The sequence below is a fragment of the Azotobacter chroococcum genome (assembly GCF_002220155.1).
GTDB lineage: Bacteria > Pseudomonadota > Gammaproteobacteria > Pseudomonadales > Pseudomonadaceae > Azotobacter > Azotobacter chroococcum.
On record NZ_CP011835.1, the window covers coordinates 3,801,681 to 3,825,759 of the forward strand.

Sequence of the window (24,079 nt, forward strand, 5' to 3'; positions counted from 1 at the left end):
ATAACCAGTTACCACCAGCGCCAGCCAGAAGGTAGCGTGGAGTCGCCGCCCCCTGGTGCCGATCACCGCATAACCACCAGACCACCAGACCACCAGCGGCGGAACACCGGTGGAGATCACCATGGGCGATGGAGTGACGACGATCACCAGCGCCAGCAGTGCGTCACCCTGGTGGCGATCATTGAGGCCGGCGGATGGGGGAACACTTCACGCGTCGCCAAAGTGGGGGAACAAATGGGGGAACAAATGGGGGAACAAATCGAGTATCGGCCTCAAAGTCAAGAAACTGCGCGGCCTACAGCGAAAAAAACGCCGGCCACAAGCCGGCTTTTTTATTTTCAGCATCGCGAGCCGTGCGAATTCCAGCAGCCCTTCCCCCTTATTGCCGGCCGTTTCTTGATGCGAGGCAACTTTTTGAAGTGCCTCGATTCACGCAGCCATGCACTTTCGCTAACGTGTCGCTTCCCTGGTTGGAGTGACAGGATGCGCATCCTCCTGCTGGCGCTGATTCCCCTGGCCCTGCTGGCCTGCAAGATGGAACCGGACCCGATCCGCATCGGCGGCAATCGCTGGCCCGGCCATGCCCCGCTGTATCTGGCCGACGAGCTGCAATGGCTGGAGCCGGCCGGCCTGCGGCTGGTCGAATACCCCAACGCCAGCGGCGTGCTGCGCGGCTTCCGCAACGGCCTGCTGGATGCCGCCCTGCTCACCCTGGACGAAGCCCTGACGCTGCAGAGCAGCGGTCTGGACCTGGAGATACTGCTGGTCACCGACCTTTCGGCCGGCGCCGATGTGCTCTATGCCCGGCCGCCGATCCTTGCGCCCGCCGACCTCAGGGGGCGGCGTGTCGGCGTGGAAAGCAGCGCCCTCGGGGCCTTCTTCCTGTCGCGCATCCTCGACCGGACCGGCCTGCGGCCCGACGAGCTGAGCGTCGTCAGCCTGCCGATCCACGAACAGGCCGCCGCCCTGGGCGCAGGCCGCGTCGATGCGCTGGTCAGTTTCGCCTCCCAGGGACCGACCCTGGAGGCGCTCGGCGCCCGGCGCATCTTCGACAGCCGCGAGCTGCCCGGCGAAATCATCGACGTGCTGGTGGTCGACCGCCGGCGCGTCGCGGCCGGACAGCGCAGGCGCCTGAAGTCGCTGTGGTACGAAGCCCTGCACCTCTGGCAGGCGTCCCCCGACTGCGCCGGCCCGGCGCTTGCGCAGCGCCTGAGGCTGGGCGCGCAGACCCTGCAGGACAGCCTCACCGGGCTGCTGGCGGGCGATCCCGCCCTCAACCGGCAGATGCTGGCGGACGGCCGCCTGCTGCGCAGCATCGAACGACTCAACCGCTACATGGTCGAACGCCGGTTACTGTCCCGCCCGGCCAGGCCACGGGAACTGCTCGCCAGCTGCGGGGCCTACGGATGCTGACTCAACTTGCCCAACTGTCTCTGCGCAAATCCCTGCCGCTGCTGCTCGGCCTCTTCGCCCTGCTCTTCACCCTGCTGCTGACCACGCTTTACCTGCCGCGCAGCATCGACAAGGAGCTGCATGCCTGGCGCAACCACACCAACCAGCTGCTCGTGCTGCTGCAGAGCACCCTGAGCGACCACCTGCGCCACGGCCGCCAGGCGGAGCTGGAAACCGCGCTGGCCGACTTCGCCAGCCTGCGGGGCGTCCGCTGGGCCATGGTGGCCGACCCGCAACTGCGGGTGCTGGCGGCCACCCGCCTGGGCCTCGCCCCCCGGCAGCTCGGCATCGCTGCCGAGCGGGTGCAGGCACAGCTGGCCAGCGGGCACCCCGCCTGGCTGGAGCACGCCAGCCAGCGCTATCTGGCCATCCTCCCGCTCGACCAGACCAGCCAGCGCAATGGCGAGAGTGGCGAGGCGCTGCTGGTCGATCTGGACTTCAGCCCGCTGCTCAGCCAGACCCGCCTCGAAGCCTGGCTCTACCTCGGCCAGATCCTCGTGCTGCTGCTGCTGCTCGGGCTGGCCCTCAACCGCCTCTACCACCGCCTGATCACCCGGCGCCTGGCGCGCATCGACCGCGCCGCCCGGCGCTTCGCCGCCGACCAGCAGCCGCAGCCGGCCGCGGTCGACGGCCACGACGAGATCGGCCAGCTGGCCGAGACCTTCAGCCAGATGATGGGCCAGCTGCACGAGCGCCAGCAGGCCCTGCAGGACAGCGAGCAGCTGATGCGCGAGCTGTTCGACAGCTCGCCGGCCGGCATGCTGGTGGTGAGCGGCGGGCTGCGGGTGGAGCAGGCCAACCCGGCGGCGGCGGCGCTGTTCGGCTGCGCGCCGGAGGACTTGCCGGGCAGGCGCCCGCGCGACCGCCTGCTGACCGGCGACTCGCTCAAGCGTCTGCTGCGCACGCCGGCCAATAGCCCGGTGGAGCTGACCGGCCTGCGCCAGGGCCGGGAACTGCCGCTGGAGGTCACCTGGACGCCCTTCATGCGCGACGGCCGCCAGCGCTACCTGCTCCTGCTGCGCGACATCAGCGAACGCCTGCAGGCCGAGCAGCGCCTGCGCTTTCTCGCCCATTTCGACCCGCTGACCCACCTGGCCAACCGCCACTGCCTGGTCCAGCGCCTGGAGCAGCTGCTGGCCGCCCACACCCCGCTGAGCCTGCTGTTTCTCGACATCGACCACTTCAAGCGGATCAACGACACCCTCGGCCACGAGGTCGGCGACCGCCTGCTGGCGGAGATCGCCCGGCGCCTGACCCGGCTGGTTCCCGAGCAGGCCCTGGTCGCGCGCTCAGGCGGCGACGAGTTTCTCCTGCTCCTCGAGGGGCGCACGGCACAAGAGGCCCGCGAGCTGGCCGAAACCCTGCTGCGCGACTTCAAGGCGCCCCTGCAGCTCGGCCAGTACGAATGCTTCGTCACGCCCAGCATCGGCATCACCGGCTGCGCCGGCCAGGGCGACGCCACCGAACTGCTCAAGCAGGCCGACCTGGCCCTCTACGCCGCCAAGGATGCCGGGCGCAACCGCCTGGCCGTCTACAGCCGCCCGCTCGGCGAGGCCGCCGAGCGCCGCCTGCAGCTGGAACAGGAACTGCGCCGCGCCCTCGACCGGCAGGAATTCGTCCTCCACTACCAGGCCCAGGTCGACGACCAGGGCCGCCCGCAGGTCATGGAGGCCCTGCTGCGCTGGCAGTCGCCGAGCCGCGGGCTGGTGCTGCCGGGCGAATTCATCCCGGTGCTGGAGGACAGCGGGATGATCATCGAGGCCACCCGCTGGGTGTTCCGCGAGGCCTGCCGCCAGGCCCGCCGCTGGGCCGAACAGGGCCATGCCCTGCGCATCGCGGTCAACCTGTCGCCGCTGGACTTCCGCCAGGCCGACCTGGCTGGCACCCTGCTGGCCATCCTCGCCGAGGAACAGACCCCGCCCGAGCTGCTCGAACTGGAAATCACCGAAAGCGCCCTGCTCGATGCCGGCGAGGAGGTCCAGCGGACCCTGGCCAGCCTCAAGGCTGCCGGCCTGCCGCTGCTGCTCGACGACTTCGGCACCGGCTACGCCTCGCTCACCTACCTGCAGCAGTTCCCCTTCGACGGCATCAAGATCGACCGCCAGTTCGTCGCCGGCCTGCCGGACAGCGAGCACTCGGTGGCCCTGGTGCGCGGCATCCTGACCATGGCCAGGCACCTCGGCCTGCACGTGGTGGCCGAAGGGGTCAGCAACGAGCGCCAGGCCGCCTTCCTGCGCTTCAACGGCTGTCCCAGCCTGCAGGGCTATCACTACTGCCGCCCGCAGCCGCCGGCCGACATCGAGCGCGACTGGCCCCGGGAGGTGCCCGGCCGCCGGCGTTAGCGTTTGCCGCCCTGCCCCGGCTCTGCTAGTGTCGCCGCGTTTTTTCAGAAGTGCCGCCGACACAGGTTCCCGCCCATGGCCCGCAAGAAAGCCGCCGTCGATTTCGAAAAATCCCTCGCCGAACTGCAGCAACTGGTCGAGCGCCTGGAGGGCGGCGAGCTGTCGCTGGAGGACTCCCTGGCCTGCTTCGAGCAGGGCATCCGCCTGACCCGCGACTGCCAGGCGGCGCTGAGCCAGGCCGAGCAGAAGGTGCAGATCCTCCTGGAGCGCGGCGGCACCCTCGAACAGGCCCCCTTCGACGCGGACAGCCAAGCATGATCGCGACCTATCAGAAGCAGTGCCAGGCCCGCGTCGACGCCGCCCTGGAAAGCCTCCTGCAAGCCCCGCGCGACGAGCTGGCGCGGCTCTACCAGGCGATGCGCTACAGCGTCGTCAACGGCGGCAAGCGGGTCCGCCCGCTCCTCGTCTACGCCGCCTGCGAGGCGCTCGGCGGCACGCCGGAGCGGGCCGAGGGCGCCGCCTGCGCGGTGGAGCTGATCCACGCCTACTCGCTGGTCCACGACGACCTGCCGGCGATGGACGACGACGACCTGCGCCGCGGCCAGCCGACCACCCACAGGGCCTTCGACGAGGCCTGCGCGATCCTCGCCGGCGACGGCCTGCAGGCGCTGGCCTTCGAGGTGCTCGCCGATCCCCGGCGCAACCCCGAGGAGGCCGGGCTGCGCCTGGAGATGTCGCGCACCCTGGCCCGGGCCGCCGGCCCCGCCGGCATGGTCGGCGGCCAGGCCATCGACCTCGAGGCGGTCGGCCGGGCGCTCGACCAGGGCGCCCTGGAAACCATGCACCGGCACAAGACCGGCGCGCTGATCGAGGCCAGCGTGCGCCTCGGCGCCCTGGCCAGCGGCCGGGCCGACGAAGCCAGCCTGGCCGCGCTCGCCGACTATGCGCGGGCCATCGGCCTGGCCTTCCAGGTGCAGGACGACATCCTCGACGTGGAAAGCGACACCGCGACCCTCGGCAAGCGCCAGGGCGCCGACATCGCCCGCGACAAGCCCACCTACCCGGCGCTGCTCGGCCTCGACGCCGCCAAGGCCTATGCCCTGGCCCTGCGCGACCAGGCCCTGGCCGCCCTCGAGCCCTTCGACACCGGCGCCGAGCCCCTGCGTGCGCTGGCTCGCTACATCGTCGAGCGGCGCCACTGAGCGGCGCCCGCGGCCCCTGCGACCATCGGCGGAGTCCGAGCGCTGCCAACGAATATCTAGACGTTGTCGCGATCGGGTAAAATGCCGCCTCTTTTACCTCCCGTAACAATCCTCCGATGCCCAAGACGTTCCACGAGATTCCCCGCGAGCGCCCCGCCACTCCCCTGCTGGACCGCGCCGCGACGCCCGACCGGCTGCGCCAGCTCGGCGAGGCGGAGCTGGAAGTGCTGGCCAACGAACTGCGCCAGGACCTGCTCTATACGGTCGGGCAGACCGGCGGGCACTTCGGTGCCGGGCTCGGCGTGATCGAGCTGACCATCGCCCTGCACTACGTCTTCAATACCCCCGAAGACCGCCTGGTGTGGGACGTCGGCCACCAGGCCTACCCGCACAAGATCCTCACCGGGCGCCGCGAACGCATGCTCACGCTGCGCCAGAAGGACGGCATCGCCGCCTTCCCGCGCCGCGCGGAAAGCCCCTACGACACCTTCGGCGTCGGCCACTCCAGCACCTCCATCGGCGCGGCGCTGGGCATGGCCATCGCCGCACGGATGAAGGGCGAGCAGCGCAAGTGCATCGCGGTGATCGGCGACGGCGCGCTGACCGCCGGGATGGCCTTCGAGGCGCTCAACCACGCCTCGGACGTGCAGGCCGACATGCTGGTGGTGCTCAACGACAACGACATGTCGATCTCCAACAACGTCGGCGGGCTGTCCAACTACCTGGCTAAGATCCTCTCCAGCCGCACCTACGCGAGCATGCGCGAGGGCAGCAAGAACATCCTCTCGCGCCTGCCCGGCGCCTGGGAGATCGCCCGGCGCACCGAGGAGTACGCCAAGGGCATGCTGGTCCCCGGCACCCTCTTCGAGGAACTCGGCTGGAACTACATCGGCCCGATCGACGGCCACGACCTGCCGATCCTGCTCGCCACCCTGCGCAACATGCGCGACCTCAAGGGACCGCAGTTCCTCCACGTGGTGACCAAGAAGGGCAAGGGCTTCGCCCCGGCCGAGGCCGACCCCATCGGCTACCACGCGATCACCAAGCTGGAGCCGGAGGGCAGCGAGCCGAAGAAGCCCAAGGGGCCGAAATACTCCAGCGTCTTCGGCCGCTGGCTGTGCGACATGGCCGCCGCCGACCCGCGGCTGGCCGGCATCACCCCGGCGATGAAGGAAGGTTCCGACCTGGTCGCCTTCAGCCAGCGCTTCCCGGAGCGCTACTTCGACGTCGCCATCGCCGAGCAGCACGCCGTGACCCTCGCCGCCGGCATGGCCTGCGACGGCATCAAGCCGGTGGTGGCGATCTACTCGACCTTCCTGCAGCGCGCCTACGACCAGTTGATCCACGACGTCGCGGTGCAGAACCTCGATGTGCTGTTCGCCATCGACCGCGCCGGCCTGGTCGGCGAGGACGGCCCGACCCACGCCGGCAGCTTCGACCTCTCCTACCTGCGCTGCATCCCCGGCATGCTGGTGATGACCCCCAGCGACGAGAACGAGCTGCGCCGGATGCTCACCACCGGCTACCTGTTCGAGGGCCCGGCGGCGGTGCGCTACCCGCGCGGCAGCGGGCCGAACGCGACCATCGAGCCGGGCCTCGAGCCCCTGCCGGTCGGCCGGGGCGTGCTGCGCCGGCAGGGCCGCAAGGTCGCGCTGCTGGTGTTCGGCGTGCAGCTGGCCGAGGCGCTGCAGGTGGCCGAGACGCTGGACGCCACGGTGGCCGACATGCGCTTCGTCAAGCCACTGGACGAGGCGCTGGTGCGCGAACTGGCCGCCGGCCATGAGCTGCTGGTGACCGTCGAGGAGAACAGCATCATGGGCGGCGCCGGCAGCGCGGTGGCGGAATTCCTCGCCGCCGAGAACATCGTCAAGCCGATCCTCCATCTGGGCCTGCCGGACTACTACGTGGAACACGCCAAGCCCGCGGAGATGCTCGCCGAATGCGGCCTCGACGCCGCCGGCATCGAAGCGGCGGTGCGCCGGCGCCTGGCGCAGCCGGACTGAACGGGCCGGACAGGGACGTCGAATGGAAAACCGCCGGCACGCCGCCATCGAAGGCGCACAATGACGGCTTCCCGCCTCGCCCTGGCCGCGCTCCTGCTGCCCGCCCCCCTCCTCGCCGCCGGCCCGGCCGACACCCCGCCGGCCTACCGCCTGCCGACCCAGACCGTCACCTCGCCCAAATCCGCCGATTTCGCCGAGCTGGCGAGCGCCGCCGCCACGGTGTTCGAGCGCGACGACATCGAACGCCTGCAGGTGCAGAGCGTGCCGGAGCTGCTGAACCGGGTTCCCGGCGTGGTCATGAGCCAGGCCGGCGGGCGCGGCGCGCTGAGCGGCGCCTTCATTCGCGGCGCCACGCCCACGCAGACCCTGGTGCTGGTCGACGGGGTGCGCATCAATGCCGCCGTCAGCGGCCTGGCCCGCCTGGAATTCCTCGACCCCGGGCGCATCGAGCGCATCGAGGTGATCCGCGGCCCGCAGGCCAGCCAGTACGGCGCCGATGCCATCGGCGGGCTGATCCGGATCACCACCCGCCGCGGCGAGTCCGGACTGCAGCCGCGCCTGCGCCTGGCGGCCGGCAACCGCGGCAGCTTCGAGCGCGAGCTGGGCCTGTCCGGCGGCGACGGCCGGACCCGCTTCGACCTCGGCGCCAGCCAGGCGGAGAGCCAGGGCTTCGACCGCAGCTCCGACGACCGCGGGCGCGACGCCGACCATGACGGCTTCCGCCGCCAGGCCCTCGACCTGACCTTGGAGCACCGTTTCACCGACCGCCTGCAGGCCGGACTGAACCTGCTCGACCAGCGCGGCGAAAGCGAGCTGGACGACGTCCACCGCTTCAGCCCCGGCGATCCCTACGAGCGCTTCGCCGTCAGCAGCCTCGCCGCCCATCTCGAGGCCAGACCGACCGATGCCTGGACCAGCCGCGTCGAGGCCGGCCACTCCGAGAACAAGAGCGAGAACCGCGACGACCACAACGTCGCCAACAACTACAGCTTCAACACCTACCGGGACTCGCTGACCTGGTTCAACACCCTGCGGCTCGACGAACGCCGGCAGCTGCTGCTCGGCGCCGAGTGGTACGAGGAACGCCTGAACAGCGATACCGACTACGCCGAGAGCCGGCGCTGGAACCGTGCGGCCTTCGTCCGCCACAGCTACCGGGGCGAGGGTTTCAGCGCCGAAGTCGGCCTGCGCCACGACGACAACCAGCGCTTCGGCAGCGAAGACAGCTGGAGCGCGGCGCTGAGCCTGAAAGTGGCAGCGGCCACCGAGCTGACCCTGAGCTACGCCGAAGGCTTCCATGCGCCGAGCTTCGGCCTGCTCTACTACCGGCGCACCCCGCTCTACGGCGGCAATCCCGACCTCTCGCCGGAACGCTCGAAGAGCTACGAGATCGCGCTGCGCGGCGAACACCTGCAGACCCGCTGGAGCCTGTCCGCCTACCGCACCGAGGTGGACGACCTGATCGTCATTGCCAGCCGGCCGGACAGCTTCTTCACCCGCCCGGAGAACATCGACCGGGCACGCCTGCAGGGCTTGGAGCTGGCCCTGTCGCGCGACCTCCTCGGCTGGCAGGCGACGCTGGCCGCCAGCCTGGTCGACCCGCGCGACCGCGACAGCGGCCACACCCTGCCCCTCCGGGCCCGGCGCAACCTGAGCCTGGACCTCGACCGCCGCTTCGGCGCCTTCTCCGCCGGCCTCGGCTGGCAGGCGGTGTCCAGCCGCTACGACGACGACACCAACGACCACCAGATCCCCGGCTACGCCCTGCTCGGCCTGCGCGGCAGCTGGCAGATGACCCCGGCGCTGAAGTGGCAGGCCAAGATCGACAACCTGCTGGACAAGGACTACTCGCAGGCACTCTACGACCGGCCGAACAATCCCCTCTACACCAGCGTCGGCCAGCACGAGTACCGCCAGGACGGCCGCAGCGCCCTGCTCTCGCTGACCTGGACGCCGTAGCCCGGCAAATTTTCGCCGCTCCGCCGAGCTGCTATCATCCGCAGCCCTTTTGCGCGGCGCGGCGCGATCTGCCCAGCCTTTCCCTGAACCGGGGCACCGACGGAGATCCGCATGCTGGAGAAGCTGTTCCGACTCGAGGCGCACGGCACCACGCTGCGCACCGAGCTGCTGGCCGGCCTGACCACCTTCCTGACCATGGCCTACATCCTCTTCGTCAACCCGAGCATCCTCAGCGAAACGGGCATGGACAGGGGCGCGGTATTCGTCGCCACCGCCCTGGCCGCAGCGATCGGCTCGGCGCTGATGGGCCTGATCGCCAACTATCCGATCGCGCTGGCCCCCGGCATGGGCCTCAACGCCTTCTTCACCTACGGTGTGGTGCTGCAGATGGGCCACAGCTGGCAGGTCGGGCTCGGCGCGGTGTTCCTCTCCGCCTGCCTGTTCCTGCTGATCTCGGTGCTGCGCATCCGCGCGTGGATCATCGACAGCATCCCGCTGGAGCTGCGCCTCGCCATCGGCGCCGGCATCGGCCTGTTCCTCGCGCTGATCGCCCTGCAGAACGCCGGCATCGTCGTCGACCATCCGGTGACCCTGCTGACCCTCGGTGACCTGACCGAGGCCCCGCCAGTCCTCGCCGCGCTGGGCTTCCTGCTGATCGTCACCCTGGAAGCGCGGCGAGTCCCCGGCGCGGTGCTGCTCGGCATCCTCGCCGTGACCCTCGTCGCCGTCGGGCTCGGGGTCACGCCCTTCGCCGGGCTGCTGGCGCTGCCGCCGTCGCTGGCGCCGACCCTGCTCCAGCTGGACATCGCCGGCGCGCTGGAGATCGGCCTGGTCAGCGTGGTCTTTGCCTTCCTGTTCGTCGACGTGTTCGACAACTCCGGCACCCTGATCGCGGTGGCCCGCCGCGCCGGGCTGATGGCGCCGGACGGCCGCCTGCCGAAGATGGGCCGCGCGCTCATCGCCGACAGCGCCGCGGCCCTGGGCGGCGCGCTGCTCGGCACCTCGACCACCACCAGCTACATCGAGTCTGCCGCCGGGGTGAGCGCCGGCGGGCGCACCGGGCTGACCGCCTGCACCGTCGCCGTGCTGTTTCTGCTCAGCCTGTTCTTCGCCCCGCTGGCCGCCAGCATTCCGCCCTTCGCCACCGCGCCGGCGCTGCTGTTCGTCGCCGTGCTGATGGTTTCCTCGCTCGCCGAAGTCGACTGGAGCGACCTGACCACCGCCGCGCCGGTGCTGGTCACCGCCCTGGCCATGCCGCTGACCTACTCGATCGCCAACGGCATCGCCTTCGGCTTCATCGCCTGGAGCGCGATCAAGCTCTGCGCCGGCCGCCGCCACGAGCTGAACCCGGCACTGCTGATCCTCGCCGGGCTGTTCGTGATCAAACTGGGCTGGTTCAACGCATGAGCCGGATTGGACGCGCCTGCCTCGTCGATGCCCCCGCAGGGTGGGAAACGGCCGCAGGCCTTTCCCGCCAGGCCGGCTGGAAAATCGCTGCGCGCGTTTTCCAGCCTGCGGCAGCCCCCTGAAAACCAGCAGCCGCACAAGCCCCTATCCGCCCCCGCAACCTACGAGTAACCCCATGAGCCTCCCGCACTTCGATCCCTCGCACTACGACACCCAGCTGGCCGGGAAGAAAGCGCGCCTGGCCGAATTGCTGGTGCCCTTCGCCGCCCCCGAGCCTGCGGTGTTCGATTCGCCCCGCGAGCACTACCGCCTGCGCGCCGAGTTCCGCCTGTGGCGCGAGGGCGAGGAACGCCACTACGCGATGTTCGATCCCGGCGACAAGCGCCAGCCGATCCTCCTCGACGACTTTCCCATCGCCAGCGAGCGCATCAACCGGCTGATGCCGCAGCTGAAGGCCGCCTGGCAGAACAGCGCGGCGCTCGCCTTCAAGCTGTTCCAGGTGGAGTTCCTCACCACCCTGGCCGGCGACGCGCTGATCACCCTGTGCTACCACCGCCCGCTGGACGCCTTCTGGCAGACCGCCGCCGAGCAGCTCGCCGCGGAACTGGGGGCGAGCATCGTCGGCCGCTCGCGGGGCCAGCGGATCGTCGTCGGCCGCGACTACGTGGAGGAGGAACTGGAGGTGGCCGGACGGCGTTTCCGCTACCGCCAGCCGGAAGGCGCCTTCACCCAGCCCAACGGCGTGGTCTGCCAGAAGATGCTGAACTGGGCCTTCGAGGCGCTCGGCGAGCGCGACGACGACCTGCTGGAGCTGTACTGCGGCAACGGCAACTTCACCCTGCCGCTGGCGACCCGGGTGCGCCGGGTGCTGGCCACCGAGATCAGCAAGACCTCGGTGAACGCCGCGCTGGCCAACCTGGACGACAACGGCGTGGACAACGTGACCCTGGTGCGCCTGTCCGCCGAGGAGCTGACCCAGGCGCTCAACGAGGTGCGGCCGTTCCGCAGGCTGGCCGGCATCGACCTCAAGGGCTATGACTTCGGCAGCGTGTTCGTCGACCCGCCGCGCGCCGGCATGGACCCGGACACCTGCGAGCTGACCCGGCGCTTCGAGCGCATCCTCTACATCTCCTGCAACCCGGAAACCCTGGCGGCGAACATCGCCCAGCTCCACGACAGCCACCGCATCGTGCGCTGCGCGCTGTTCGACCAGTTCCCCTACACCCATCACATGGAGTCGGGCGTGCTGCTGGAACGGCGCTGAGAGGCGCTCAGTCCTGGCGCGCCTGGTCGGGCCGGTCGAGCGTCGGCTCCTGGCGGCGCTGCAGGCGGCCGAAGTCGTCGTCGAACTCGCCCCTGGGTAGCTCTGCCGGCGGGAGCGGCACGGGCGGCTCCGCTGCGGGCGCGGGCTTCAGCCGGTACAGGGCGAGCAGCGCCAGCAGCGCGCTGCCCACCTTGTAGGCCAGCGCGCCAAGGTCCAGATTGCGCAGGGTGCCGCCATCCAGCCACAGCGAGCCCAGGCGCGCCAGCACCAGCGCCGCCTGCATGGTGATCAGCAGCACCAGGGCGCTGCGCAGCCGTTCCGGGCGGCGGGTCGACCACAGCAGGAACAGCGCCAGGCCCAGCTGCAGGCCACCGTAGTAGACCCGGGTGTTGCTCACCGAGACCGCTTCCATCAGCAGCATGCCGTTCAGGTTGGCCATTTCGTAGGGGCGCAGCCAGTAGGCCAGGCCCACGCCGCCCATGACCACGACCTGGACCAGCAGGACGATTCGGGCGAAAAGCATGTCGGTTCTCTCCATCAAAAAAGGATGCGCCGCGTCCCAACCGGGACGGCATTTGGCCATCTGTGCGTCGGTCCACAAAAGACCCGCTCCTGCATCATTCGTTCGCCACAGCGGACATCCCGGCAGGCTTGGGCTGCCGAAAGGGAAGGACTATCCTGCACGCCTGCCCCAGCCGGAGATCCCCATGCGCCGCCTCGTCCTGCTCGCCCTCACCCTCGCCAGCGCCGTCCAGGCCGCCGAGCCCGTCGCCATCGATGTGTACCGCGACCCCAGCTGCGGCTGCTGCCAGGACTGGATCCGGCACCTTCAGGCCAACGGCTTCGCCGTCACCGACCATGTCGAGACGAACATGGGCGCGGTCAAGTCGCGCCTCGGCGTGCCCTACAGCCTGGGCTCCTGCCATACCGCGGTGATCGACGGCAAGTTCGTCGAGGGCCATGTGCCGGCCGCCGACATCCTCAGGCTGCGCCGCCAGCCCGATCTGATCGGCGCCGCGGTGCCGGGCATGCCGGTCGGCTCGCCGGGCATGGAAATCGGCGACCGCCAGGATGCCTACCAGGTGATCGGCGTCACCCGCGGCGGCGAGCGGCGCGTGCTCGCCGACTATCCGGCGCACTGATCCCTGCCCGGCAGCAATCGACCTAGACTGAGGGGTATCGTTCAAGCCAAGGGGATGCCGCCATGCGCTGGAAACGGGCACGACGCAGCGACAACGTGGTGGATGCGCGCGGCGGTGGCCTGCGCTTCGGCGGCAAGGGCCTGGGCCTCGGCGGCATCGCGCTGGTGGTGATCGTCGGCCTGTTGATGGGCCGGGACCCGGGACAGATCCTTACCGAACTGACCACCCAGAGCTCGGTCGATTCGCGGCAGGCCGGCGCACCGCCCGCCGGCGACGAGCACGCCGAATTCGTCCGCGCCGTGCTCGGCGACACCGAGGACACCTGGCGAGCGCTGTTCCAGCAGGCCGGGCGCGAGTACCGGGACCCGGCCCTGGTGCTGTTCAGCCAGGGCGTGAACTCCGCCTGCGGCTTCGCCAGCCAGGCGGTCGGCCCCTTCTACTGCCCCGCCGACCAGCGGGTCTACCTGGATCTGGCGTTCTTCGACGAGCTGGCCCGGCGCTTCGCCGCCGCCGGCGACTTCGCCCAGGCCTACGTGATCGCCCACGAGGTCGGCCACCACGTGCAGACCCTGCTCGGCGTCTCCGCCCGGGTGAATGCCGCCCGCCAGCGCGGCGAGCCTCTGGAGGGCGCGACCGGCCTGCAGGTGCGCCAGGAGCTGCAGGCCGACTGCCTGGCCGGCGTCTGGGCCCATCATGCCCAGCAGCGCCTGGAATGGCTGGAGCCCGGCGACCTGGAGGAAGCCCTGAACGCCGCCAACGCCATCGGCGACGACCGCCTGCAGCGCCACGGCCGCGGCCAGGTGGTGCCCGACTCCTTCACCCACGGCACTTCGGAGCAACGGGTGCGCTGGTTCAAGCTGGGCTTCGAGGGCGGCGAGGTCAGGCGTTGCGACACCTTCCAGACCAGCAGGTTGTGAGGCGCGGCCGGCGTCCTTGAGGCAGGCTCAGCCCACCGGCAGCTGCGCCAGCAGCTCGAAGCAGTCGCGCACCTGCCAGTCGGTCAGCTCGGGCCAGGGGTTTGCCGCGGGGCAGATCAGCACGGCGTGCGCGCCGGCGCCGCGCGCGCACTCCAGGTCGTTGCGGTAGTCGCCGACCATCACCAACTCTCCGGGCACCACGCCCCAGGCCGCGGCCAGCTGCAGCAGGCCGCCGGGATGGGGCTTGGGCGGCGCCTCGTCGCGACCGACGATGTCCGCGCGGGCGAAGCAGTCGGCCAGGCCGATCGCCTGCAGGGTGAGCAGCGCCAGTTCGTGGGCATTGCGGGTCAGCAGGCCGAGGCGGCAGCCGCGCCCGTGCAGGGTGCGCACCAGCTCCACCGCGCCGCTGGCCGGGCGCGCGGCCAGGGCCAGCGCGCGCTCGTGCTCGAGCAGCCAGGCGTGCTTGGCCGCCGCCTGCGCCGCCGGCAGGGCGGCCAGGTGATGGAGGATGTCGTCCTCCGGCGGGATCTCCAGGGCACGGCGGATGGCGGCGAAATCGTGCACGGCGACAGTCAGGGTGCCGTCCATGTCGAACACCCAGTGGCGGGCGGCGGCGAACCTCATTGCCAGTCCTCGCGCCGGCGGATCAGGCCCTCCTGGGCCATCGAGGCGACCAGCCGGCCGCTGCGGTCGAACACGTGGCCGCGGGCGAAGCCGCGGGCGTTGGCGCTCCAGGGGCTCTCCACCGCGAACAGCAGCCAGTCGTCCAGGCGCAGGTCGCCGTGGAACCACAGGGCATGGTCGAGGCTGGCCACCTGCATGAACTTCTGGAACACCGACACCCCGTGCGGCTGCAGCGCGGTGTTCAGCAGGGAGAAATCCGAGGCGTAGGCGAGCAGGTAGCGGTGCAGCTGCGGATCGTCCGGCAGGCGTCCGTCGGCGCGGAACCAGGCGTAGCGGATCGGCGCGCAGGGCTCGGGCGAGAAGGGATTGACCCGGGTCACCGGGCGGATCTCGATCGGCTTGGCGCTGATCGCCCAGTCGTGGAGGCGCTCCGGCAGCTGGTCGGCGACCTGCCGCGCCAACTCGGTTTCCGAGGCCAGCCCCTCCGGCCCCGGCACCTCGGGCATCGTCGGCTGCTGGTGTTCGAGCCCCTCCTCGCCGGCCTGGAAGGAGGCGGAGCAGGTGAAGATCGGCCGGCCCTTCTGGATCGCGGTGACCCGCCGGGCGCTGAAGCTTTTGCCGTCGCGCAGCGGGTCGACCTCGTAGAGCACCGGCAGGCTGGCGTCGCCGGGGCGCAGGAAGTAGCCGTGCAGCGAGTGCACCTGGCGGCCGGGCTCGACCGTCTGGCTGGCCGCCGACACCGCCTGGCCGAGCACCTGGCCGCCGAACAGCTGGCGCAGGCCGAGGTCCTCGCTGCGGCCGCGGAACAGGTTTTCCTCGATGGGCTCGAGGCTCAGCAGGGCGACCAGGTTGTCCAGAATCTCCGTCATCGAGTGTATCCCTCACGCAAGGCTTGGCGGCGTCCAGACGGCCGCCTGAGGGATACGACTTTGCCAGTGCCGGCCGTCCGGGCCAAGGGGCAGCAGCTAGGGTCTGTTGACGTTTTGGCGTGAGCCGCGTTGCCGCGTCAAATGCCGCCAGGCAAGGCGCGGGTCGCCGGCAATGGTCATTCCCTTGCCAAGACCCGCAACGCCGCATGGCGGCATTTGCCGCGCAACCCGCAGGGACGGGGCCCGTTTGGCGCAGCACGACGTCGCTCGTCGTTCATTTGGAATGACCAGACTTCTCTCCTCGTTCCTTGTTCTGCGCCAAACGGGCCGCCGTCGCGGCCTACGCCAAAACGTCAACAGACCCTACCAGTAGTTCTCCACCGCCACCTGGCCCGGCTGGCGGTTCAGGCTGAGCTGCAGGCCACGCGCCTTGAGCAGCGTCCGGCAGTCCTTGATCATCTGCGGATTGCCGCAGAGCATCAGCCGCGAGTGCGCCGGCTCGATCGGCAGGCCGGCGGCGCGCTCCAGCCCACCGCTGTCGAGCAGCGTGGTGATGCGTTCGTGCAAGGTGCCGGGCACCGTCTCGCGGGTCACCAGCGGCAGGTAGCGCAGCTGCTCTCCGCCACCCGGCGCCTGCATGCGCGCCGGCAGCCCGGCGATCTGCTCGCGGTAGGCCAGCTCGCCCGCGGTGCGCACGCTGTGCACCAGCAGGATGTGCTCGAAGCGCTGCCAGACCTCCGGGTCGCGCAGGATCGAGAGAAAAGGCCCGAGCCCGGTGCCGGAGGCCAGCAGCCAGAGGTCGCGGCCGTCGGGGAAGCGCTCGAGGGTGAGGAAGCCGTAGGGCTGGCGCTCGACGAACAGCGTGTCGCCGGGCTTCAGGCGGCGCAGCTCGCTGGTGAACTCGCCGCCCGGCACCACCACGGAGAAGAATTCCAGCTGCTCCTCGGCCGGCGCCGAGACCATCGAATAGGCACGCCAGACGCTGTTGCCGTCGGCCTTGCAGAGGCCGAGGCGGGCGAACTGGCCGGCGCGGAAACGGAACTCCGGCGGGCGCGTACAGCGCAGGCTGAACAGGGTGTCCGTCCAGGGCCAGACCTCGAGCAGCGTCTGCCGGGTGAACTTGTCTTCGCTGGCGGTCATACTTCGCTCCTCGTTCGCCGCCGGTATCCGGGCGAACGCCATGACTGTGTCCGGGCCGGCGCTCGCGGCCGGGGCGGATCGACCGCCCGGCAAAGACGCCGGCCTCTCTTTGGTATAGACAAACGCCGTCCCGCCATGCCCATTCTCGACACCCCGTTCGCCCGTCTCGAGCTGCAGCGCCAGCCGCCGCGCCGCGACGACCCCCTGCAGGCCTTCGACGCCGCCGACGAGTACCTGCTGCAGCACCTGCACGCGCAGGGCCTGCCCGCCCAGGCGCGGGTCCTCGTGCTCAACGACGCCTTCGGCGCGCTGGCCTGCGCCCTGGCGGGCCATGCCCGGGTGACCAGCAGCGGCGACTCCCATCTGGGCTGGCTGGCCCTGCAGGACAACCTGCAGCGCAACGGCCTGGCCGCGGACGCGGTGGCCTTCGTGCCGGCCAGCGCGGTCGCCGAGGGGCCTTTCGACCGGGTGCTGATCCGCGTGCCCAAGACCTTGGCGCTGCTCGAGGAGCAGCTGATCCGTCTGCACGGCCGGCTGGCGCCGGGCGCCCAGGTGATCGCCGCCGCCATGCTCAAGCACCTGCCGCGTGCCGCGGGCGACCTGCTGGAGCGCTACGTCGGCCCGCTGCAGGCCTCGCTGGCGGTGAAGAAGGCGCGCCTGCTGTTCGCCACGCCGGAGACAAAACCTGCCCCGCGCTCGCCCTACCCGAGCCGCTACCGCCTCGACCAGCCGCCCATCGAGCTGGCCAACCACGCCAACGTGTTCTGCCGCGAAGGGTTGGACATCGGCACCCGCGCCTTCCTCCCCCACCTGCCGCGCAACCTCGGCGACGCGCGGGTCGCCGACCTCGGCTGCGGCAACGGGGTGCTGGCCATCGCCTGCGCGCTGGCCAATCCCGAGGCGCGGCTGACGCTGGTCGACGAGTCCTACATGGCCGTGCAGTCGGCCGAAGAGAACTGGCGCGCCGCGCTCGGCGCGCGGCCGGTGGAGATCCGCGCCGCCGACGGCCTGGCCGGGCAGGCGGAGCAGTCGCTGGAGGTCGTGCTGTGCAACCCGCCGTTCCACCAGCAGCAGGTGGTCGGCGACTTCCTCGCCTGGCGCATGTTCCAGCAGGCACGGGCGGCGCTGGTGCCGGGCGGCGCGCTGTGGATCGTCGGCAACCGCCACCTGGGCTATCACGTCAAGCTCAGGAAGCTGTTCTCCCGCGTCGAGCAGGTGGCGGCGACGCCCAAGTTCGTCATCCTCAAGGCAACCCGCTGAACAGGAAACGAGCAGCTCCGCCCAAGGCCCGCCGCGGGCGGACCTCGAGCCCTTCGTGCGCAACTTATCCACAGGCTGCCGCACAGTCTCGCTGGACACATCGATAGTATCTGCAGACCGGTTGAGGTCGAGCGCACATTTCCCTTGACGCCAGAAAAATCGCCTGCTCCAGGATATTCACCGCTCTCGATACGCAGTCTTCCGCCGGTCCCGCCGCACGCCGCGGCGCGTCCCGGGCAAGCGATTTGTTCCCAGGCTTATCCACAGGCCTTTTCACAGAAATTGCGGAAATTCCCCACGCCAACTGGGTGCTTTCCCGAGATTCGCGCCACTTCCCATAGTGGGAGCATGCCCGCCGCCATACCGGCGGAGTACCATGGGCGTCCCTGCTTCCCAAGGACCTTTTCCATGCGCCCTCTCGTCGCCACGGTCGATCTGGCCGCCCTCCGTCACAACCATGCCCTGGCCAAGGGCTGCGCGCCGGGCGCGCGGGCCTTCGCGGTGGTCAAGGCGAACGCCTACGGCCACGGCGTGCGCGAGGTGGTGACGGCGCTGCACGACGACGCCGACGGCTTCGCCGTGGCCTGTCTGGAGGAAGCCGCCGAGGTCCGCGCCCTGCACCAGAGCGCGCGGATCCTGCTGCTGGAGGGCTGCTTCGAGCCGCTGGAGTACCAGGTCGCGGCGCACCTCGGCCTGGACGTGGCGGTGCAGGGCGGGGAACAGGCCGAGGCGCTGCTCGCCGCCGAGCTGGAGCGCCCGCTGAACCTCTGGCTGAAGCTGGACAGCGGCATGCACCGCCTGGGCTTTTCCGCGCCGGACCTGCGCGACTGGCACGCCCGCCTGCAGGGCGCCCGGCAGGTCGCCGAGCTGAACCTGATGAGCCACTTCGCCTGCGCCGATGAGCAGGGCCATCCGCTCACCGCGCAGCAGCTGGAAAGTTTCCTGAGCCTCGCCGACCTGCCGTTCGCCGCACGCAGCCTGGCCAATTCGGCGGCCATCCTGAGTCTGCCGCAGGCGCATCTCGACTGGCTGCGCCCGGGCATCATGCTCTACGGCGCCAGCCCCTTCGCCGGGCGCGACGCCACGGCGCTGGGCCTGCAGCCGGCGATGAGCCTGACCGCGCAGCTGATCGCCATTCGCGAGGTGCCGGCCGGGGAAACGGTCGGCTACGGCGCGGCCTGGCGGGCCGGGCGACCGGCGCGGATCGGCACGGTGAGCTGCGGCTACGCCGACGGCTACCCGCGCAACGCGCCCGCCGGCACCCCGCTGGCGATCCGCGGGCGGCGCGTGCCGCTGGCCGGGCGGGTGTCGATGGACATGCTGACGGTGGACCTGAGCGAGCTGCCCGAGGCGCGGACCGGCGATCCGGTGGAGCTGTGGGGTGCCGGATTGCCGGTCGACGAAGTGGCCCGCGCCTGCGGCACCATCGGCTACGAACTGCTGACCCGGGTAACCGCGCGGGTGCCGCGGCGCTACCGTTTCTAGCGGCGCGCCCGCCCCGCCCGGGCGGGCGGAATCCGGCCTATAGCCGAGTGTTTCGCTCGGCTTTCTGCTCATTTTTTGTGCTATATTGCGCGCCCGTTTTTCTCCGCCCCGGTCCTTGCCATGCACGCAGCCAAGCCGCTCTTCGACTATCCCAAGTACTGGGCCGAATGCTTCGGACCGGCGCCCTTCCTGCCGACGAGCCGGGAGGAAATGGAACAGCTCGGCTGGGACTCCTGTGACGTGATCATCGTCACCGGCGATGCCTACGTGGACCATCCGTCCTTCGGCATGGCGATCATCGGCCGCCTGCTGGAGGCCCAGGGCTTCCGGGTCGGCATCATCAGTCAGCCGGACTGGCGCGCGAAGGACGACTTCATGAAGCTCGGCAGGCCGAACCTGTTCTTCGGGGTCGCCGCCGGCAACATGGACTCGATGATCAACCGCTACACCGCCGACCGGAAGATCCGCTCCGACGACGCCTACACGCCCGGCGGCCTCGCCGGCAGGCGTCCGGACCGTGCCAGCCTGGTCTACAGCCAGCGCTGCAAGGAGGCCTGGAGCGAGGTGCCGGTGGTGCTCGGCGGCATTGAGGCCTCGCTGCGGCGCATCGCCCACTACGACTACTGGCAGGACAAGGTGCGCCGCTCGATCCTGATGGACGCCACCGCCGACCTGCTGCTGTTCGGCAACGCCGAGCGCGCCGTGGTGGAAGTGGCCCACCGGCTGGCCGCCGGCGAACGCATCGAGTCGATCACCGACATCCGCGGCAGCGCCTTCGTCCGCCGCGACACGCCGGAGGGCTGGTTCGAGATCGACTCCACGCGCATCGACCGGCCGGGCAAGGTCGACAAGATCATCAATCCCTACGTCAACACCCAGGATCTCGAGGCCTGCGCCCTCGAACAGGCCAGGGGCGAGCCGGAGGACCCCAACGCGGCGCAGCCGGTCGAGCTGCTGCCGCACCCGAAGCTGAGCCGCGAGCGCACGGTGGTGCGTCTGCCGTCCTTCGAGAAGCTGCGCAACGACCCGGTGCTCTACGCCCACGCCAGCCGCGTGCTGCACCAGGAGACCAACCCCGGCAACGCCCGCGCCCTGGTGCAGCGCCACGACACCCTGGACGTCTGGCTCAATCCGCCGCCGATCCCGCTCTCCACCGAGGAGATGGACTACGTGTTTGGCCTGCCCTACGCCCGGGTGCCGCATCCGGCCTACGGCGGCGAGCGCATTCCGGCCTACGAGATGATCCGCTTCTCGGTGAACATCATGCGCGGCTGCTTCGGCGGCTGCACCTTCTGCTCGATCACCGAGCACGAGGGACGGATCATCCAGAACCGCTCGGAGGAGTCGATCCTGCGCGAGATCGAGGAGATCCGCGACCGGGTGCCGGGCTTCACCGGGGTGATCTCCGACCTCGGCGGGCCGACCGCCAACATGTACCGCATCGCCTGCAAGAGCCGGAAGATCGAGGCCGCCTGCCGCAAGCCGTCCTGCGTCTACCCGGGCATCTGCGACAACCTGAACACCGACCATTCGGCGCTGATCCACCTCTACCGCTCGGCCCGCGACCTGCCGGGGGTGAAGAAGATCCTGATCGCCTCCGGGCTGCGCTACGACCTCGCCGTGGAGTCGCCGGAGTACGTCAGGGAGCTGGTCACCCACCATGTCGGCGGCTACCTGAAGATCGCCCCGGAGCACACCGAGCAGGGTCCGCTCTCGAAGATGATGAAGCCGGGCATCGGCACCTACGACCGCTTCAAGAAGCTGTTCGACAAGTTCTCGAAGGAGGCGGGCAAGGAGCAGTACCTGATCCCCTACTTCATCGCCGCGCACCCCGGCACCAGCGACGAGGACATGATGAACCTCGCCCTGTGGCTCAAGCGCAACGATTTTCGCGCCGACCAGGTGCAGGCCTTCTACCCCTCGCCGATGGCCACGGCGACCGCCATGTACCACTCGGGACGCGATCCGCTGCACAAGGTGACCTACAAGAGCGACGCGGTGACCATCGTCAAGAGCGAGCGGCAGCGCCGCCTGCACAAGGCCTTCCTGCGCTACCACGACCCGCAGAACTGGCCGCTGCTGCGCGAGGCGCTGAAGGAGCTGGGCCGCAGCGATCTGATCGGCAGCGGCAAGCACCAGCTGATCCCGGCCTACCAGCCGGACACCGACGGCTATCAAAGCGCACGGCGCAAGAATTCCACACCGGCCGGCAGCAAGAAGGCCGGCAAGCCTTTGCTCACCCAGCACACCGGCCTGCCGCCGCGCAGCCACGACGGCAACCCGTGGGACAAGCGCGAACAGGCCAAGGCCGCCGCCGAGGCGCGGCGCAAGGCCGACAAGGGCGGCAAGTCGGGCGGCAAGGGCGGCAAGGGCGGCAAGGGCGGCAAGCCCAAGCGGCCGGTGGCTCCGCGCTAGTTCCGCACCGCCAGCCGAGGCCGGCGCCGGCTGGCTGTCCGAACGGGATTTCGTGGCGCCGCCCGGGGCGCACCGCGAACGCCATCCCGCTCTCCTCCGGAGCGGGCAGCAATGCGAACGCATGCCGTTTGTAAACCCCTCGCGCCCCAGCCGAAAACTCAATAAAGTGCCTGCCCCGTAGCGCTCCTCCCTTTCGTGCAGGACCTTGCAATGCCCCGCTCCCTCCGGCTCGGCACCCTTCGCCAATGGCACTGGATCAGCTCCGCCCTCTGCCTGGCGGGCATGCTGCTGTTCGCCATTACCGGCATCACCCTCAACCACGCCGAGCAGATCGAAAGCCGTCCGCAGGTGGAGAACCGCAGCGCCCGGCTGCCCGCGCCCCTGCAGGCCGACCTGCTGGCGGCGGTGCCCGAGGCCGGCCTGCCGCCGGCGCTGCAGCAGTGGCTGGAGGGCGAACTGGACATCCGCCTGGCCGGGACCGAGGCCGAGTGGACCGACGGCGCGCTGTACATCGGCCTGCCCCGGCCGGGCGGCGATGCCTGGCTGAGCCTGGACCTCGCCTCCGGCGCGCTGGAGTACGAGTCCACCGACCGCAGCTGGATCGCCTGGCTCAACGACCTGCACAAGGGCCGCAATACCGGCGAGGCCTGGACCTGGTTCATCGATGCCTTCGCCGGGGTTTGCGTGATCTTCAGCTTCACCGGGCTGCTGCTTCTGCAGCGCCAGGCCGCTTTCCGCCCGAGCACCTGGCCGCTGACCGGCCTCGGCCTGCTGCTGCCGCTGCTGATCGTCCTGCTGTTCGCCCATTGAAGGAGTCATCCATGCGTCACCGCCTGCTGTTGTCCCTCTGCGCGCTGTTCGCCGCGCCGGCCTTCGCCGCCGAGCTGGAAATCGGTCTGGAAATCCCCCGCCTGGAGGTCGCCGAGTACCACCGCCCCTATGTCGCCGTCTGGCTGCAGCGGCCGGACAAGACGCACGTCGCCGACCTGGCGGTCTGGTATGGCATGAAGATGAAGAACAACAAGGGCGAGAAGTGGCTCAACTCCCTGCGCCAGTGGTGGCAGATCAGCGGCCGCCACCTCGACATGCCGGTGGACGGCGTCAGCGGCGCGACCCGTCCGGTCGGCGAGCACCACCTGACCTTCAGCGACGACCGCGCACCGTTCAAGGACCTGCCGGCCGGCGAATACCATCTGATGGTCGAGGTGGCTCGCCAGGGCGGCAAGCGCGAACTGCTGGGCGCGGCCTTCACCTGGCCGCCCGCGCAGGCCGAACACTTCCAGGCCCAGGGCCAGCTCGAACTGGGCGCCATGACCCTCCGCCTGACACCCTGAGCCGCAGCAGGCCCTCAGCGCTCCGCCTGCTGCGGAGCGCGCCAGGCCAGCAGCCCCAGGGCGGCCAGCACGGTGAAGGCGGCACCGGCGAGGAAGGTCGCAGCGGCGCCGAACTGCTGCCACAGGGTGCCGGCGATCACGCTGGCCGCCAGCAGCGCCAGGCCGCTGAGCAGATTGAAGAAGCCGAAGGCGGTACCGCGCAGGGCCAACGGCGCGCTGTCGGCCACCAGCTTGGCCAAGAGGCCCTGGCTGAAGGCCATGTGCAGTCCCCACAGGGCGGCACCGGCGAAGGCCAGCCAGGGGCTGCCGGCGCCGGCCAGCAGCAGGTCGGCGAGGATCAGCAGCAGCAGGCTGAGCAGCAGCAGCCGGCGCGCATCGAGACGGTCGGCGGCCTGGCCGGCCGGATAGGCGCACAGGGCATAGAACAGGTTCATCACCACCAGCGCCAGCGGCACCAGACCGAGCGGTACGCCCACATCCTCGACGCGCAGGATCAGGAAGGCCTCGCTGAAGCGCGCCAGGGTGAACACCGCGCCGATGCCCACCACCCACCAGTAGGCGCCGCCCAACCGGCGCACATCGCCCAGCCGCAACGGCGGCCGGGCGCCCTCCTCGGCCCCAACGCGCGCCGGCTCCCGGACGTAGCGCAGCAGCAGGGCCACGGTGAGGAAGGCCGGGATCACCGCCACCCACATCACCGCCGCGATGTCATTGGCGAACCAGAACATGAACAGCAGCGCCAGCAGCGGACCGATCACCGCGCCGAGCGAGTCCAGCGACTGACGCAGGCCATAGGCCGCACCGCGCAGACGCGGCAGCACGATGTCGGCGACCAGCGCATCGCGCGGCGCGCCGCGAATGCCCTTGCCGACACGGTCGGCGAAGCGCGCGGCGAACACCCAGTCGACGCTCGTGGCCAAGGGAAACAGCGGCTTGCTGAAAGCCGCCAGGGCATAACCGAACACCATCAGCCGCTTGCGCCGCCCCAGGTAGTCGCTGAGTGCGCCGGAGAACACCTTGGCGAAGGCCGCGGTGGCCTCGGCCACGCCCTCGACGATGCCCACCGTCACCAGCGAAGTACCGAGCACGCCGACCATGAATAGCGGCAGCAGGCTGTGGATCAGCTCGGAGGAGATGTCCATGAGCATCGAGCCGAAGCCCAGCGCCCAGATGCCCGCCGGCAGGGCACGCAGGCCGGCGGTAAAGGAGAAAGGACGCCCCGGAGCAGCCATGTCTGGCCTCCCTGTGCGGAATCTGACGCCTT

General features: G+C 70.3%; 20 protein-coding genes. 15 read left to right on the plus strand and 5 right to left on the minus strand.

What is annotated here, in order from left to right:
* Window positions 1-483 precede the first annotated feature (483 nt).
* From ACG10_RS17735 to trmA, 8 genes are all read left to right on the plus strand, one after another.
* The gene (locus tag ACG10_RS17735) at window positions 484-1,413 is read left to right on the plus strand and encodes an ABC transporter substrate-binding protein (RefSeq protein ID WP_089169231.1); all 930 of its coding nucleotides are present in this window, start codon (window positions 484-486) and stop codon (window positions 1,411-1,413) included.
* The gene (locus ACG10_RS17740; RefSeq protein ID WP_089169232.1) at window positions 1,407-3,794 is read left to right on the plus strand and encodes an EAL domain-containing protein; all 2,388 of its coding nucleotides are present in this window, start codon (window positions 1,407-1,409) and stop codon (window positions 3,792-3,794) included. The genes ACG10_RS17735 and ACG10_RS17740 overlap by 7 nt, the downstream gene beginning before the upstream one ends.
* Window positions 3,795-3,869: 75 nt before the next feature.
* On the plus strand, window positions 3,870-4,112 hold the full coding sequence (locus tag ACG10_RS17745) for an exodeoxyribonuclease VII small subunit (RefSeq protein ID WP_039805942.1): 243 nt from the start codon (window positions 3,870-3,872) through the stop codon (window positions 4,110-4,112).
* Window positions 4,109-4,996, plus strand: coding sequence for a (2E,6E)-farnesyl diphosphate synthase (gene ispA, locus ACG10_RS17750; protein ID WP_089169233.1), 888 nt, complete (start codon window positions 4,109-4,111; stop codon window positions 4,994-4,996). Before ACG10_RS17745 ends, ispA begins: the two co-directional genes overlap by 4 nt.
* Window positions 4,997-5,112: 116 nt before the next feature.
* Window positions 5,113-6,999, plus strand: a complete 1,887-nt coding sequence (gene dxs, locus ACG10_RS17755; RefSeq protein ID WP_089169234.1) for a 1-deoxy-D-xylulose-5-phosphate synthase — start codon at window positions 5,113-5,115, stop codon at window positions 6,997-6,999.
* 60 nt (window positions 7,000-7,059) lie between these two features.
* The gene (locus ACG10_RS17760; protein ID WP_089169235.1) at window positions 7,060-8,958 is read left to right on the plus strand and encodes a TonB-dependent receptor domain-containing protein; all 1,899 of its coding nucleotides are present in this window, start codon (window positions 7,060-7,062) and stop codon (window positions 8,956-8,958) included.
* Window positions 8,959-9,069: 111 nt separating this feature from the next.
* On the plus strand, window positions 9,070-10,365 hold the full coding sequence (locus ACG10_RS17765) for an NCS2 family permease (RefSeq protein ID WP_089169236.1): 1,296 nt from the start codon (window positions 9,070-9,072) through the stop codon (window positions 10,363-10,365).
* 175 nt (window positions 10,366-10,540) lie between these two features.
* Window positions 10,541-11,629 carry a tRNA (uridine(54)-C5)-methyltransferase TrmA gene (trmA, locus tag ACG10_RS17770; protein WP_089169237.1) on the plus strand — a complete coding sequence of 363 codons (1,089 nt, stop codon included), beginning with the start codon at window positions 10,541-10,543 and terminating at the stop codon, window positions 11,627-11,629.
* Between the two features lie 7 nt (window positions 11,630-11,636).
* Here trmA and ACG10_RS17775 read toward each other — a convergent pair whose 3' ends face one another.
* A complete protein-coding gene (locus ACG10_RS17775) occupies window positions 11,637-12,152 on the minus strand; it encodes a DUF4345 family protein (RefSeq protein ID WP_089169238.1) in 516 nt (171 codons plus the stop codon).
* A gap of 184 nt (window positions 12,153-12,336) precedes the next feature.
* Here ACG10_RS17775 and ACG10_RS17780 point away from each other — a divergent pair, with 184 nt between their 5' ends.
* Window positions 12,337-12,771: a DUF411 domain-containing protein gene (locus ACG10_RS17780; RefSeq protein ID WP_089169239.1), complete on the plus strand. Its 435-nt coding sequence runs from the start codon at window positions 12,337-12,339 to the stop codon at window positions 12,769-12,771.
* 62 nt (window positions 12,772-12,833) lie between these two features.
* On the plus strand, window positions 12,834-13,688 hold the full coding sequence (ypfJ, locus tag ACG10_RS17785) for a KPN_02809 family neutral zinc metallopeptidase (protein WP_039805950.1): 855 nt from the start codon (window positions 12,834-12,836) through the stop codon (window positions 13,686-13,688).
* 27 nt (window positions 13,689-13,715) lie between these two features.
* On the opposite strand, the gene ACG10_RS17790 is transcribed toward ypfJ, so the two are convergent.
* The 3 genes from ACG10_RS17790 to ACG10_RS17800 all read right to left on the minus strand — a co-directional run bounded on the left by ACG10_RS17790 (window position 13,716) and on the right by ACG10_RS17800 (window position 16,321).
* Complete coding sequence (locus ACG10_RS17790) at window positions 13,716-14,312, minus strand: HAD family hydrolase (protein WP_089169240.1); 597 nt, start codon at window positions 14,310-14,312, stop codon at window positions 13,716-13,718.
* The gene (gene tesB, locus ACG10_RS17795; RefSeq protein ID WP_089169241.1) at window positions 14,309-15,181 is read right to left on the minus strand and encodes an acyl-CoA thioesterase II; all 873 of its coding nucleotides are present in this window, start codon (window positions 15,179-15,181) and stop codon (window positions 14,309-14,311) included. Before tesB ends, ACG10_RS17790 begins: the two co-directional genes overlap by 4 nt.
* Window positions 15,182-15,544: 363 nt before the next feature.
* A complete protein-coding gene (locus tag ACG10_RS17800) occupies window positions 15,545-16,321 on the minus strand; it encodes a ferredoxin--NADP reductase (protein WP_089169242.1) in 777 nt (258 codons plus the stop codon).
* 135 nt (window positions 16,322-16,456) lie between these two features.
* Between ACG10_RS17800 and ACG10_RS17805 the strand changes: the two genes are divergently transcribed.
* The 5 genes from ACG10_RS17805 (at window position 16,457) to ACG10_RS17825 (ending at window position 22,815) form a co-directional block, all read left to right on the plus strand.
* Window positions 16,457-17,581, plus strand: coding sequence for a methyltransferase (locus ACG10_RS17805; protein WP_089169243.1), 1,125 nt, complete (start codon window positions 16,457-16,459; stop codon window positions 17,579-17,581).
* Window positions 17,582-17,989: 408 nt separating this feature from the next.
* On the plus strand, window positions 17,990-19,066 hold the full coding sequence (gene alr / locus ACG10_RS17810; RefSeq protein WP_089169244.1) for an alanine racemase: 1,077 nt from the start codon (window positions 17,990-17,992) through the stop codon (window positions 19,064-19,066).
* Window positions 19,067-19,186: 120 nt separating this feature from the next.
* A complete protein-coding gene (locus ACG10_RS17815) occupies window positions 19,187-21,481 on the plus strand; it encodes a YgiQ family radical SAM protein (protein WP_089169245.1) in 2,295 nt (764 codons plus the stop codon).
* Window positions 21,482-21,691: 210 nt separating this feature from the next.
* Window positions 21,692-22,291, plus strand: a complete 600-nt coding sequence (locus ACG10_RS17820) for a PepSY-associated TM helix domain-containing protein (protein ID WP_089169246.1) — start codon at window positions 21,692-21,694, stop codon at window positions 22,289-22,291.
* Between the two features lie 11 nt (window positions 22,292-22,302).
* Complete coding sequence (locus ACG10_RS17825) at window positions 22,303-22,815, plus strand: DUF2271 domain-containing protein (protein ID WP_089169247.1); 513 nt, start codon at window positions 22,303-22,305, stop codon at window positions 22,813-22,815.
* Window positions 22,816-22,829: 14 nt separating this feature from the next.
* On the opposite strand, the gene ACG10_RS17830 is transcribed toward ACG10_RS17825, so the two are convergent.
* Window positions 22,830-24,047 carry an MFS transporter gene (locus tag ACG10_RS17830; RefSeq protein WP_089169248.1) on the minus strand — a complete coding sequence of 406 codons (1,218 nt, stop codon included), beginning with the start codon at window positions 24,045-24,047 and terminating at the stop codon, window positions 22,830-22,832.
* Window positions 24,048-24,079 lie beyond the last annotated feature (32 nt).